The organism is Actinophytocola oryzae, assembly GCF_004364325.1.
Taxonomy (GTDB): Bacteria; Actinomycetota; Actinomycetes; order Mycobacteriales; family Pseudonocardiaceae; genus Actinophytocola; species Actinophytocola oryzae.
On record NZ_SOCP01000013.1, the window covers coordinates 106,893 to 119,896 of the forward strand.

Annotated in this window: 12 protein-coding genes and 1 pseudogene; 8 read left to right on the forward strand and 5 right to left on the reverse strand. The window is 70.9% G+C overall.

The window, feature by feature from the left end; all coding sequences use genetic code 11:
* Positions 1-29: 29 nt before the first annotated feature.
* The 5 genes and pseudogenes from CLV71_RS30990 to CLV71_RS31010 form a co-directional block, all read left to right on the forward strand.
* Positions 30-416 (forward strand): annotated as a pseudogene (locus tag CLV71_RS30990) (TetR/AcrR family transcriptional regulator C-terminal domain-containing protein); the annotation flags it as partial.
* 20 nt (positions 417-436) lie between these two features.
* On the forward strand, positions 437-895 hold the full coding sequence (locus tag CLV71_RS30995) for a MarR family winged helix-turn-helix transcriptional regulator (RefSeq protein WP_133906419.1): 459 nt from the start codon (positions 437-439) through the stop codon (positions 893-895).
* Complete coding sequence (locus tag CLV71_RS31000) at positions 892-2,598, forward strand: MFS transporter (RefSeq protein WP_133906420.1); 1,707 nt, start codon at positions 892-894, stop codon at positions 2,596-2,598. The genes CLV71_RS30995 and CLV71_RS31000 overlap by 4 nt, the downstream gene beginning before the upstream one ends.
* Positions 2,599-2,805: 207 nt before the next feature.
* Positions 2,806-4,938 (forward strand): immune inhibitor A domain-containing protein, encoded by a 2,133-nt coding sequence (locus tag CLV71_RS31005; protein ID WP_208297829.1) that lies wholly within the window; start codon positions 2,806-2,808, stop codon positions 4,936-4,938.
* 88 nt (positions 4,939-5,026) lie between these two features.
* Entirely contained in the window at positions 5,027-5,812 is a 786-nt protein-coding gene (locus CLV71_RS31010) for an alpha/beta fold hydrolase (protein WP_208297830.1), read from the forward strand.
* Here the strand turns inward: CLV71_RS31010 and CLV71_RS31015 are convergent.
* Both CLV71_RS31015 and CLV71_RS31020 read right to left on the reverse strand, forming a co-directional pair.
* Positions 5,790-6,200, reverse strand: a complete 411-nt coding sequence (locus tag CLV71_RS31015) for a PGPGW domain-containing protein (RefSeq protein WP_133906422.1) — start codon at positions 6,198-6,200, stop codon at positions 5,790-5,792. The two genes, CLV71_RS31010 and CLV71_RS31015, sit on opposite strands and share 23 nt — an antisense overlap.
* A gap of 377 nt (positions 6,201-6,577) precedes the next feature.
* Positions 6,578-6,844: a hypothetical protein gene (locus CLV71_RS31020; protein ID WP_133906423.1), complete on the reverse strand. Its 267-nt coding sequence runs from the start codon at positions 6,842-6,844 to the stop codon at positions 6,578-6,580.
* A gap of 179 nt (positions 6,845-7,023) precedes the next feature.
* Here CLV71_RS31020 and CLV71_RS31025 point away from each other — a divergent pair, with 179 nt between their 5' ends.
* Entirely contained in the window at positions 7,024-7,704 is a 681-nt protein-coding gene (locus tag CLV71_RS31025; protein ID WP_133906424.1) for a hypothetical protein, read from the forward strand.
* A gap of 42 nt (positions 7,705-7,746) precedes the next feature.
* Positions 7,747-9,855 carry a glycoside hydrolase family 15 protein gene (locus CLV71_RS31030; RefSeq protein WP_133906425.1) on the forward strand — a complete coding sequence of 703 codons (2,109 nt, stop codon included), beginning with the start codon at positions 7,747-7,749 and terminating at the stop codon, positions 9,853-9,855.
* Between the two features lie 18 nt (positions 9,856-9,873).
* Here CLV71_RS31030 and CLV71_RS31035 read toward each other — a convergent pair whose 3' ends face one another.
* Positions 9,874-10,275 carry an SH3 domain-containing protein gene (locus CLV71_RS31035; RefSeq protein ID WP_133906426.1) on the reverse strand — a complete coding sequence of 134 codons (402 nt, stop codon included), beginning with the start codon at positions 10,273-10,275 and terminating at the stop codon, positions 9,874-9,876.
* 221 nt (positions 10,276-10,496) lie between these two features.
* On the opposite strand from CLV71_RS31035, the gene CLV71_RS31040 reads away from it, so the two are divergent.
* Positions 10,497-10,874, forward strand: coding sequence for a helix-turn-helix domain-containing protein (locus CLV71_RS31040; protein WP_133906427.1), 378 nt, complete (start codon positions 10,497-10,499; stop codon positions 10,872-10,874).
* Here the strand turns inward: CLV71_RS31040 and CLV71_RS31045 are convergent.
* The gene (locus tag CLV71_RS31045) at positions 10,848-12,077 is read right to left on the reverse strand and encodes an alpha/beta fold hydrolase (protein ID WP_133906428.1); all 1,230 of its coding nucleotides are present in this window, start codon (positions 12,075-12,077) and stop codon (positions 10,848-10,850) included. The genes CLV71_RS31040 and CLV71_RS31045 overlap by 27 nt on opposite strands.
* Positions 12,074-12,949, reverse strand: coding sequence for a LysR family transcriptional regulator ArgP (locus tag CLV71_RS31050; RefSeq protein WP_208297831.1), 876 nt, complete (start codon positions 12,947-12,949; stop codon positions 12,074-12,076). Before CLV71_RS31050 ends, CLV71_RS31045 begins: the two co-directional genes overlap by 4 nt.
* Between the last annotated feature and the right edge of the window lie 55 nt (positions 12,950-13,004).

Sequence of the window (13,004 nt, forward strand, 5' to 3'; positions counted from 1 at the left end):
GAGGAGGTCGGTCGGCCGACTGGGCCAGGGACGCGCGCACCCTCGTCCACCGCTGGCGCGCGGTGATGCTGCGCCACCCGTGGTCCCCCGCGCTGCTCGGCCGCCCGATGCTGGGACCGAACGTGCTGGCACGCACCGAGTTCCTGCAGTCGACGCTGGCCAGGTCGGGCCTGGCGGGACCGGCACTGGCCGCCGCCACGCACGGCCTCGCCAACCTGACCATCGGGTCCGCGCTGACCGAGTCGACCTGGCGCACGGAGTCGCGGCTCCCCCGCCACAGCGCGCACGAGCACATCCGCGCGCACGCCGCCGAGTACCCGACGCTCGCGGCGAACGACCACATGGCCGACCTCGACCCGGACGCCCTGTTCACCCGGGCGGTGGACTGCTTTCTGACCGGGGTGCAAAGTACATAAGCACGTGATATAAATAGGTTATGCATCCTGCCGTGCCGGACCTGTCGGTGGCCGTCGAGGAACTCGTGCGGTTCTTCCGGCGGCTGAGTCCCGACACCGGCCTCAGCCTGACCGCCGCCGCGACCCTGTCGAGCCTCGACCGCGGTGGCCCCGCGCGGCTGACGGAGCTGGCCGTCCAGCAGGGCGTCACCCAGCCCGCGATGACCCAGCTCGTCACGCGCCTGCAGGACGCGGGCCTCGCCGAACGCAGGCCCGACGCCGACGACGGGCGGGTCGTCCTGGTGCACCTCACCGCCGCGGGCCGCACCGAGCTGACCAGGCGCCGCGCGATCCGGACCGAGCGGCTCGGGGAGCTGTTCGACCGGCTGCCGGACGACCAGCAGGCCGCGCTCGTCACCGCGCTGCCCGCCATCCACGCACTCATCCAGCCGGCCGAACAGGTCGACGACCGGCCGCGAGCGGAAGGAGCTCACCTATGACCGGCCAAGCGGCCAGTCCGTTCAAGCAACCCAAGGCCGTCTTCGCGGTGGCGTTCGCGTGTGTCGTGTCCTTCATGGGCATCGGCCTCGTCGACCCGATCCTGCCCGCCATCTCCCACGACCTGAACGCCACCCCCAGCCAGGTGACGCTGCTGTTCACCAGCTACCTCGTGATCACGGCCGTCGCGATGCTGATCACCGGCTGGGTTTCCAGCCGCATCGGGGCCAAGAAGACCCTCCTCGTCGGGCTCGCGCTGATCGTCGTGTTCGCGGCGCTGGCGGGCACGTCCGGCAGCATTGGCGGCATCGTCGGGTTCCGCGCCGGCTGGGGTGTCGGCAACGCCCTGTTCATCGCGACCTCGCTGGCCGTCATCGTCGCCTCGGCGTCCGGCGGGTTCGTCGGCGCGATCATCCTCTACGAGACCGCCCTGGGTCTCGGCATCGCCGTCGGGCCGCTGCTCGGCGGGGTGCTCGGCAACATCAGCTGGCGCGGGCCGTTCTTCGGCGTGGCCGTCCTCATGGCCATCGCGGCGATCGCGACGCTGGTGCTCGTCAAGCCACTGCCGATACCGGAACGCAAGACCGGCATCCTCGAGCCGCTCCGGGCACTCAGGCACCGAGGGCTCGCGACCATGTCGCTGACCGCCCTCTGCTACAACTGGGCCTTCTTCACCGTCCTCGGCTACGCGCCGTTCCCCATGGGCCTCGGCGCCATCCAGCTCGGCCTCGTGTTCACCGGCTGGGGCGTGCTCGTCGCGATCTTCTCCGTCTTCGGCGCGCCGAAGCTGCAGGCACGCCTGGGCATCGCACGCACGCTCTACCTCAACCTGTTCCTGTTCGCCCTGGTCGTGCTCGTCATCGCGATCTGGACGACCACGCCGACGGTCCTGATCGTGGCGGTCATCGTCGCGGGTGTCTTCATCGGCATCAACAACACGGTCACCACGCAGGCCGTCATGACGATCTCGCCCGTCGAGCGGCCCATCGCCTCCGCCGCGTACGGGTTCGTGCGGTTCATCGGCGGCGGCCTCGCCCCCTACGTGGCGGGCAAGCTCGTCGAGGCGACCAACGTCCACGTCCCGTTCTTCATCGGCGCGGGCGCGCTGGTCGTCGGCATCGCGGTCCTGCGCACCGCGCACAAGGAGCTGGCCGTCGCCGAGCGTGTGCAGGCCGAGTCCGTGCGGCCCGCCAGGCCCGCCGACCCGCCCGCGACCCTGGAGCTGGCCACCGCGCTCGGCGGCACCGGCAACGGGGTGATCATCGCGGCCGTCGACGACTCCCCCGTCGCCGCCCAGGTCACCGCCACCGCCGCCCGCCTTGCCGCCGTCCACGGCCGCGCCGTCCACGTCCTGCACGCGCAGGAACACGCCAGCACCAGCGAGTCCAGCGCCAACGGCGAGGCACTCGGACAGGCGGAGGCGCTCGTCCGTGCACACCTCGCCCGGCTGGAGGCCGCGGGGGTCCCTGCCGTCGGGCACGTGCTGCTCAACGCCGCCGACCACGGCGCGGTGGGCAGGCTGATCAGCGCGCACGCCGACGAGCTTGCGGCACGCGCGGTCGTCATCGGCGCCCCCACCCACGGCGGCCTGCCCGCGCTCATGGACGCGAGCGCCAGCCGCGAGCTGTGGCGGACGGTCCACTGTGACGTCGTGATCGTCAACCCCGCGACCGTCCCGAGTGAACCGGCCCCGGTAACCGGCTGATCAGGACTTTCCCACCCGAACGACTTAACCGGGAAAAACTCGTCGCCGCATCCTGAAACGCCCGGACCTCCCGTACCGAGAAAGTCGGATACGGGGGCATGTAAAACCGCGCCCGCCGACGTGGGCTCGGACCACGGGGCGGACGCGCATGTCGAAAGGGTTTCGATGCGACGACGCCGATTAGTCTCGGCCGCGGCCGCTCTGCTCGTGGTTCCACTCCTGCAGGTGCTACCCGCCTCGGCGGCGGCAGGCGCACCAGCCGCGACGCAGCCGCTGAACGACACCACCACGCAGGTTCGCAAGGACCTGAAGTACAACGGCAAGCCGGTGGTGACACCCGACCACTACACGCCGAGCGCGAGGCGGTCCGCCGCCGCGGGCGTGACGCCGCCGGTCGGGACCGTGCAGCCGTGGCTCGCCAGGGACGACTTCAACGGCGAGCTGTACCTCAAGGACTACACGCTGCGTGGTGTCGGCGACAAGATCGAGGTCTGGGTCGCGAACGACCTGTCGTTCCCGGCAGGCGACTGCCGCAACCAGATCGCCAACTCGACCACGGTCACCGACGCGCAGGTCGGCTCGCTCGTCACCGAGTTCGACACGAACATGTACCCGAAGGAGACGGCCGCGTTCTCGACGCCGCCCGACCGGGACGGTTCGAACGCGGACCCCGCCCTCGACGGCCTCGACTTCACCGGTGACGGCGACAACACGGTCGCGCTGATCGACAACGTCCGGGACGACAACTTCTACGAGTTCCCGGCCGCGCCGACCTACATCGCCGGCTTCTTCTCGTCGCAGTTCAACGAGCTGGTCGACCGCAACGTCATGACGATCGACGCGTTCGACTGGGCGCACCGCACGGGTGCCACCCCGCCGGACGAGCCGACGAACGACCTGTGCACCAGCCGCCCGGGCCGCCCGCACCTCTACGAGGGCACGTTCGCGCACGAGTGGCAGCACCTGCTCATGTACTACACCGACCCGTTCGAGGGGAACTGGGTCAACGAGGGCCTCTCGGACTTCGCCCAGACCCTGGTCGGCTACGTCGACCCGCGCCTGACGGTGGCCGAGAAGGGCGGCGACAGCCACATCTACTGCTACCAGGGCTTCGGCACGGTGCAGACGCCGTACAACACGAACCCCCGGGACTGCGGCGGTCCGGAGAACTCGCTCAACCTGTGGGGTGAGAGCAACCCGAACGCCGTACTCGCGGACTACGGGCACGCCTACTCGCTGATGCAGTTCCTGTTCGACCGGTACGGCCTCGAGTTCATGTCGAAGCTGCACCACGACGACCGGCAGGGCATCGCGAGCCTCCAGGCGCTCCTCGCCGAGCAGGGCACCGACATCTACGGGGTGCTGCACGACTTCCAGTCGGCGACGCTGCTCGACAAGATCGTCGGTGACTCGAACCGGGGCATCACGCTCGGGGTGCCGAAGAAGCGGGTGACCTCGCCGAGCCTGCGCTCGACGGTGAACCTCGACAACCCGGCCTCCTACGCCACCCCGGGTGCCGCCCCCAACGGCGCGGACTACCTGGCGCTGCGCAAGGCGAACGGGACCGTGCTCAAGGGCAGTGACCTGCGGTCGCTGAAGTTCGAGGGCGCCACGACGCTGCCGTCGATCCCGCTGTCGTGGACGGTCGTCACGGACGACCCGGACAGCCCCGGTGACCCGGTGCTGTTCTCGGGCAACGCCAACAACACCAACGCCACGGCCGTGACCCAGGTCGCCGTGCCCACGGCCGACCCGACGCTGCGCTTCGAGGCGAAGTACGGCGCCGAGCTGGGCTACGACTACGGCTACGTGGTGGTCTCCACCGACGGCGGCGCGACCTACACGCCGATCGCCGGTGACAGGACGGTGCCGGGGCCGGCCGGTCCGGCGCTGAACGGCACGACCGACGGTTTCGAGCCGCACTCGTACGACCTGTCCGCGTACGCGGGCCAGACCGTGCTGCTCGGCATCCAGTACATCTCCGACGGCGGCGTCAACGAGGGCGGTCTCCTCGTGGACGACATCACGGTCGGCGGCACGGTCGTCAGTGACGGTTCGTCGCTGGCGCCGTTCGACTCGCCGACGGAGATCCACCCGAACCCGGTGGACAACTGGAACCTGCGGCTGGTCGCGTACGACGAGCGCAACCAGATCGCGCTGCAGCTCGAGTACAACGGCAAGAACAAGGTCCAGCTCGGGTTCCTGCAGCTGCTGGTCCTGTCCGTGTTCCCGAAGGTTGTCGCGGTGGTGGCCTACGACGAGCCGACCGAGCTCGTCCAGCAGTACGCCTCGTACAAGCTGACGGTCAACGGAGTGGTGCAGCCGGGAGGCGGCGCCTGACCTGACGAGCGGCCCCCGGCACGATCCCGTGCCGGGGGCCGTTCGCCGTCATGACCCACCAGATCGGGGAAGTGGAACACTGACTGCCTTGCGGACCCTGCGCTTCGAGCGCGCCGGCACCACCATCACCGCGCTGATGCGGGAGGGTGCCGGGACACCGCTGGTGATGGTGCCGGGGGTGATGGCCGACGCGGAGTCGTGGCGGCCCGTCGTGGACGCCGTCCACCTGCCGAACCCGGTGGTCGTGGTCAACCGGCGGGGACGCACGCCGAGCGGTCCGCTGGGTCCCGGCTACTCGGTGCGCACCGAGATCGACGACCTGAACCTGGTCCTGGACGAGCTGGGCCCCGGCGCGCACCTGTTCGGCTGGAGCTACGGCGGGCTGATCGCCGTCGAGACCGCGACCGAGCGGTTCGACGTGCGGTCGCTGACGCTGTACGAGCCGGTCGCGGTGCCCTTCGCCGGGGAGTACGTGGCGCCGCTGCGGGAGGCGGTGGCGGAGGGCGACCTCGACCGGGCGGTGGAGATCGTGAACCGGGACGTGTCGGGTTTCTCGGCGGAGTACGTCGAGTCGCTGCGGGAGTCGTCCGTGTGGCCGTCGCTGGTGCCGCTGGCCGAGCCGCTCGCGGCCGAGCTGGCCGCGCTGAACGCGCACAGCCCGGCGCTGGGCCGGTACCCGGGCCTGGACATGCCGGTCACGTTGATCGTCGGCGAGCGCTCGGAGGGCGGGTTCCCCTACGGCAAGCCGTTCGCGTTGTTCGCGGGCGCGCTCCCCCAGGCGCGGACGATCCGGATGGCCGGGCAGGGACACCTGGCGCACGCGCAGGCGCCGGACCTGCTCGGCAAGCACGTCACCGACTCCGTCGTTCGCTGACCTTCTTGTAGCTCCAGCCGAGCAGCGCGAAGAGCACGATCCCGGACAGGATGAGGCTGGACCCGGTGCTCCAGCCCGGGAGCGGCAGCCAGGAGAACACCCGCAGGCCCCACAGGACGCCGGCCGCGAGCAGCGCGAGGCCGCACAGCACCGACCCGGCGATCCGCAGCGGCGAGGACACGCTGTCCTCCGCGGCCTTCATCGCCCTGTCCCGCACGGGATCGACGTACTGCTCGAGCTTGGGGAACTCGGAGGCGAGGATCAGCAGGCCCGCGAGCACGAGGAGGAGGCCGGGTCCCGGCAGCACGAGCAGCGCGACCCCGACGAGGAGCACGACGCCGCCCGCGACCGCGATGCTGATTCTCTTGACCTGTTTGCCAGCTGCCATGGTCCTGTCATCCTGCCCTGCCGGCGCGAGTTTCGCTGGGTTCAGGATCTCGCCGGGGTCGGGGACCGGACATCGAGATGGGGGGTAGCGCGCGGCGTTTCACCTACGCCAGTGGCAGTTCGCGGAGGTCCTGGTCGGTGGACGAGGGGCAGGACCCGCTGCGCGACGAGGACTCCTTCATCCTCCCCGACGGCTGGGAGGACCGGCTGCACCCGCGCCGGGGCGGCCGTTTCAGCCCGCCACTGGACAGCGACCCCGAGCGGGCGTGGCGGCTCGTCGACGAGTTCCGCGACAAGACCGTCGGCGTCATCGAGCGGCGCGGCGGCAACGGCGACCCGCGACGCGCTCACCTACCTCGAGACCCGCCAGGGCACCCCCTACGACGCGGCCGTCGTCGCGACCATCGTGGCGTGGGCGCTCGACGAGCGTTCCGGCGAGGCCGGCGCGTTCGTGGACACCTGGGTCGCCGGCCACGGGCTGGACTTCGCCGTGCGGGCGATCATGGAGCGCCAGCCCTGCACGTCTACAAGGCCGCCCTCCAACGCCACACGGGCGGCCTGCGCCTCAACTTGGACACCGTGAGTGTCGAGCCGACCGCCGGACGGCTCCGCGCACACCTCGCCGAGGCCACGGACGACGAGCACGCGCCGCCGTCGAGATCCTCGCCGAGTACCGGAAGACCGACCACGGCAAGCTCGTCACCGCGTTCCTCGCACCCGACCGCCTCGACTGGGTGCGTGCGGCGTCGGCTGTGTCGGAGTCGGCGGCACGCAGCGCTAGCCGGGTCGTGCGGCTGGTGTCGAGCCGGGTGGGGAAGACGAGCGTGAGGCCGTCGAACGGGAGCTGGGAGACGCTGCCGGGGCCGGTGCTCGTGCGGGACCTCGCGGCGCTGGACCGGTCGCGGGCGAACTTGGCACCCCGGCTGGTGCGGCCCAGGGTCGAGGCGGAGAACCTGCGGGTGGTTACGGTGGCGGAGGTCCTGGACATCGGCTACCACCCCGGCGACCAACGCCTGACCGCGGTGGTCGCGGACGAGGCCGGCACGACGGCGGTGGTGTCGGCGACGTACCGGCCCACGTCGCCCGCCGCACTCGACGCGGTGGACGCGGCGCTGCGGTCGGGTCCCCGGTTCGTGGCCGGTGCGGTGCGCCGCACGCGGGGAACGCTGGTCGTGGACTCGACCGTGGTGGTGCCGGACCTCGCACCCGGCGACGGAAGCTCGTCGCTCATGGGTGCGACGGCCACCCGGGAGGACGCGGTCACGGTCGCGCTCGACGGGGCGCTCGGCGTGTGCGCGGAGGCCGTGCACCGCGGGTTGCGCCACCTGCCAAAGGACTTCGGCGTGCGGGTTACCGAGGCCGCGGCGAGCCTGCGCGAGGTCGGGCTGCCGAGGGCGGCGACCGCGCTCGACGGGTTCGCGGATGCCGTGACGAGCCCGGAAACCGTTGTCAGCGCGTGGATAGCGGCGCAGATCCGGCTGAGCACGACGGCCGACGCACGCTGAGTTCGTTGTGCGGAACACCGTCCGGTAGGGCACGGTGGATCCGTGCGATCAACAGTGCTGTTATCGGTCCTGGCGTTGGTGGCGACGACCGCGGCTGCGCCCGCCGGCGGGGGTGAGGCGCCCGGCGCGCCAGGTGACCCCGCCGTCTACCAGCCCGCGGACAAACAGGGACTCGGCACGGCACACGGCGGCCCGGAGAGCCCGGTGTGGTTCACCTTGGGCGGCGGCCGCATGACGGAGGTGTTCTACCCGGACCTGAGCACACCGGCCACGCGTGAGCTGGCGTTGCTGGTCACCGACGGCCGGTCGTTCACCGAGGAGTTCCGCGGCCGCACCGAGCAGGTCGGCGACCTGACCTACCGGCAGTCGGCGCGGGGCACCGGGTGGTCGGCGACGGCCACGTACGTCACGGATCCAAAGCGCGCCACGGTGTTGGTGGACGTCTCGTTCACGTCCACGCGACCGCTCAAGGTGTTCGCGCTGTACGACCCGGCGCTGTCCCGTGAGGGCAACGACGACACCGGCGCGAGCGGCGACACCCTCGTCGCCTCGGACGCAGGCGCTGCGACGGCATTGGTCGCCGGCGACGGGTTCCGCGCCACCTCGACGGGTTACCTCGGCAAGAGCGACGGCCGCACCGACCTCGCCGACCACCGCATGGACTGGCGCTACCCGAAAGCGGGTCCTGGCAACGTCGTCCAGACAGGCGAGCTGACGCTGGACGGTGTGCGGCACAAGAAGGACACGCTCGCGCTGGGCTTCGGCACGACCCGTTCGGAGGCGGTGCGGACGGCACGTGCCTCGCTGTCCACCGGCTTCAGGTCGACGTCCGCGCTGTACGCGAAGGGGTGGCAGGAGTACGTCTCCGGCCTGCGCAAGCCGCCGTCGTCGGTGGCGTCGGCCAAGGAGCGTGCGGTGTACCGCAGCTCGCTGCTGGTGCTGGCCGCGTCGGAGGACAAGCGCCACCGCGGCGCGTACATCGCGGCGCCGGGCTTCCCGTGGGCGTTCGGGTTCGACCGGCAGATCGCGCCGGAGTTCGGCTCGTACGCGCTGGTGTGGCCGAGGGACCTGTACCAGATCGCGACGGGGCTGCTCGCCGCCGGCGACAAGGCCGGCGCGAACCGGGCACTGGACTTCATGCTGACGGTGCAGCAGCAGCCGGACGGCCACCTGGCGCAGAACACCCGTGTGACAGGCGAACCGTACTGGACGAGCGTACAGCTGGACGAGTCGGCGGCCCCAATGTTGTTGGCGTGGCAGCTGAAGCGCACCGACAGGTCCACGTTGGACGGACTGCGGCGCGCGGCGGACTTCATGGTGTCGTACCCGAACGCCCCGTTCACCGAACAGGAACGGTGGGAGAACCAGAGCGGCTACTCCCCCGGCACGATCGCCGCGGAGATCGCGGGCCTGGTGTGCCTGGCGGATCTGCTGAACCGCGCGGGTGACCCGGCGTCGGCGAACCGCTATCTGCGGGTCGCGGACGACTGGGAGTCCAAGGTGGAGTCGTGGACGGCGACGAGCACCGGCCCTTTGTCCCCGTCGCCGTACTACCTGCGCCTGACCAAGGACGGCAACCCGAACGCGGGCACGACGTACAACCTCGGCGACAACAACGTCGGCGAGGTGGACCAGCGCGCGGTCGTGGACCCGAGCTTCCTGGAGCTGGTGCGCCTGGGCATCCGCCCGGCGAACGACCCGGTGGTCGAGAACACCGTCGAGGTGGTGGACGAGACGCTGGGCGAGCGGACGCCGGTAGGCCAGCTGTGGCACCGTTTCACGGGTGACGGCTACGGCGAACAGGCCGACGGCGGCCCGTGGAACGTGAACTGGCCGACGCCGACCCGCACGTACGGCCGCCTGTGGCCGATCTTCGCGGGCGAACGCGGCGAGTACGAGCTGCTGGCCGGCGAACCGTCAGCGGCGAACAGCCGCCTGAGGACCATCGCGGCGACGGCCAACAGCGGTTTGATGCTGCCGGAACAGGTGTGGGACGAGCGGGCGCCACAACGCGCCGGCACCCCCACGACGTCGGCGACCCCGCTCGCGTGGACACACGCCCAGTACGTCCGCCTGGCCTGGTCGCTGACGGCAGGCCACCCGGTGGAACAGCCGTCCGTGGTGGCCTGCCGCTACGTCGACGCCTGCTGAGGTGTCAGGACCCGGCCGTCAGAAGCCGCAGTAGTAGCCGCTGCCGAAGTTGTCCAGGAGGTTGTCGCGGCTCCAGCCACGCACGCCGGTGCGGGTGTTCTGCAGGTAGGTCCACGTGAAGCCGTCGTTGCCGACGGTGTAGCAGTAGTAGCGCGCGTCGTCGGTCGCCTGGAGCTGCCCGACGATCGTGCAGTTCGTCGGCGAGCTCGCGATCGTGCCGCTGCGCTGGTTGACCGCGCCGCTCACCGGCGCGTCGGCGTCGATCGAGCCGTCGAGCAGTGGACCCGCGGTGCCACACGGCGCGTGCCTCGGCGTGACGTCGACCGGTTCGTTCTTGGGTGCCGCACTCGCCGGCGACGCGAGGGCGAGCCCGGAAGCGGCGAACGCACATGTCGCCACGGCGACCAGTACCTTTTTCATGATTTCCCCAGTTTTGTGATCGACTGCTGAATGATCGAAATTGCGTCGTCTCCGACACGGGGAAATGCTGCATATGAAGTATCGGTGGGACAAGTATTTCGGGTACGGTGGGACGCTGGGTCGTCCCGTACAGGCCGATCTGCGCGTATCGCGGGCTGGTGGGACGGCGACGGGATGGTGGCCGGGGCGGGGGCCCGGGTCTTGGGGGAAGTGGGGAATTCGTGTCGCGATCCGCGGAGGTACAGCAACTGGCCGCATTTCTGCGAACGTTCAAGAATCGGGCGGACCGAAGTTATGCGGCGTTGGCGAGACGCACGGGCATGAGCAGCTCGACACTGCACCGCTACTGCACGGGAACGCACGTGCCGACCGACTACGGCACGCTGGCACGCTTCGCCGGTGCGTGTGGGGCCACGCCGCCGGAGCTGCGTGAGCTGCACCGGTTGTGGGCGCTCGCCGACGCCGGTCGCGGGCGGGAGGAGCTGCCCGTCGGGCCACCCGTGGCGCGGCGGGGGCCCGCGTTCGTCTGGGCGGTGGGGGTCGCTCTCGTGGCGGGGACCGCCTGGTGGTTCTCAGGCAAGCAGCGTCAGCAGGTGTGACAGCACCTCGCCGTCGCTCACGCGCAGGCCGTCGTGCTGGTGGTCTGCCGTGTGCCACAGGCGGAGGTCACCGATCGCCGCGGCGGTTCGCAGGGACAGGTCGCGACTGACGTACAGGTCTGTGTCGTAGACCGCCGCGGCGACCGGGACCCTGTTGGCGCCCAACCGGTTCACGTCGTACAGCGGCGGCCACTCGATGCGTTCCGCCAGCTCGTCCGCCACCGGACGCAGTGGCGCCATCAGCGGGTCGTCGTCGAACATCCAGGGGTAGATCATCTCGCCGGTGAACAAGACCGGGTCGTCGCCCGCCAGGGACCGGTGGGCGTCGAACGCCGGGAACTCCGCACGAACCCGTTGCGCCGCCCAGGATGTCGCGCCGAACCCCTGGGCGTAGGAGGGCTCGTGCAGCAGGTAGTACAGCGGGCTCGCCGCCGACGACCACGACAGTGCCTCCTGCGTCGCCAGCAGGAACGCGTCCGACAGCTGGTCACCGTCGAACGGCGACTCCAGCAGGTAGTGCAGCTTCGCGTGGCCGTCCCGCCCGCCCAGCAGGGTGCCGACCGACTGGAACGCCGCCACGCTCAGCAGACGGCCGTTCGGCAGCCGCACGTCCGTCGACGCCAGGTGCGCGGCCACCCGCCGCGCCATCACGACATCCTCCGGGTACGCCACGTAGTGCGCCTCGTTCTTCGCCGCCACCACGGGGTACAGCGACCGGTACACGTCGGCCGCGTCCGTCGTCAGTCCCGGCAGGCCACCCGTCACGAGCGCGGACCGCAGTCCGTCCCCGAAGAACGACAGGTACGTCACCGTGCAGAAACCGCCGAAGCTCTGCCCCAGCACCGTCCACGGTGGAGACCGCAGCGCGGCGCGGATCATCTCCGCGTCACGCACGATCGAGTCCGCGCGGAAATACGTCAGGTACGACGCGCCCCTCGCCAGCGCCACCCGGCGCGTCACCGGCGTCGACCGGCCGGTGCCACGCTGGTCGAGCAGGAGCACGCGGTACTCCCGCGACGCACGCCGCAGCCACCCCTCGTCGCCCAGGGGCCGCGGGGACGGGAACCCGGGGCCGCCGTTGAGGAACAGCAGCCACGGCAGCGAGTCGTCGGCCGTGACCTCCCGCGCGTAGAGCGTGATGCGCTCGCCGTCGGGCCGGTCGTGGTCCAGCGGCACGTCGAACGTGTGATCCTCGAACCTCATGCTCCACTTCTCAGGGCCAGGGCCGCGGTGTCCGCCACGGCGGTCGCGACCGTCGACAACGCCGGCAGATCAAGTCTCCACTGCTGCCAGTACAGCGGCACGTCCACCGGCCTGTCCGGCGCGAGCGACTCGAACCTCCCCGGTCGCGACGCGGCCTGCACCTCCGGCACCATCCCCCAGCCCAGGCCCGCGGCCACCGCCTCGACGAACACCTCCGAGGCCGGGACGAAGTGCCGCGCCGCACTCGCCCCTCGACCGCCTAACGACCGCACGAACGCGTCCTGCAGGTCGTCGCGCCGGTCGAACACCACCACGGGTGCCCGCGCCAGGTCCTCGCGCAGCGACCCGGTCAGCCACCGCGCCGCGAAGGCCGGGCTCGCCAGCGGCAGGTACCGCAGCAGGCCAAGCAGTCGGACCGAACACCCCTGCACCGGGGCCGACGACGACGTCACCGCCGCCATCACCCGGCCGTCACGCAGGAGCGTCGTGGTGTGGTCCTGGTCCTCCCGGTGCAGCTCGAAGCACACGTCCGGCACGTTGGCGAGCGCCGGAAGGAACCAGGTGGCGAGCGAGTCGGCGTTGACGGCGATCGGGACGCGGACCGGCTCGTCGGTCATGCCCAACTCGGCACGCGCCTCGTGCTCCAGCGCGGCGAGCCTGCGGGCGAACCGCACCACCACCTGCCCGGACTCGGTCAGCCGCACGGGTTTGGCGCGGGTCACCAGCACGCTGCCCGACCGCTGCTCGAGTGCCTTCACCCGCTGGCTCACCGCCGACGGCGTCACGTGCAGGACTGCGGCCGCCGCGTCGAACGTGCCCTCGTCGGCGACCGCGAGCAGCGTGCGGACCTGGTCGAGCGGCAGATCTGTCATCACGGCCGCTAATGTTACGTAAGAATCCTTAGCTGTACTGTCGACACGTCCGGAC

What these genes read in the sequence shown, in the direction of transcription:
- CLV71_RS31050 (WP_208297831.1), bottom strand. Translation starts at nt 12,949, where the DNA reads ATGACAGATCTGCCGCTCGACCAGGTCCGCACGCTGCTCGCGGTCGCC.
- CLV71_RS31045 (WP_133906428.1), bottom strand. Translation starts at nt 12,077, where the DNA reads ATGAGGTTCGAGGATCACACGTTCGACGTGCCGCTGGACCACGACCGG.
- CLV71_RS31000 (WP_133906420.1), top strand. Translation starts at nt 892, where the DNA reads ATGACCGGCCAAGCGGCCAGTCCGTTCAAGCAACCCAAGGCCGTCTTC.
- CLV71_RS30995 (WP_133906419.1), top strand. Translation starts at nt 437, where the DNA reads ATGCATCCTGCCGTGCCGGACCTGTCGGTGGCCGTCGAGGAACTCGTG.
- CLV71_RS31035 (WP_133906426.1), bottom strand. Translation starts at nt 10,275, where the DNA reads ATGAAAAAGGTACTGGTCGCCGTGGCGACATGTGCGTTCGCCGCTTCC.
- CLV71_RS31015 (WP_133906422.1), bottom strand. Translation starts at nt 6,200, where the DNA reads ATGGCAGCTGGCAAACAGGTCAAGAGAATCAGCATCGCGGTCGCGGGC.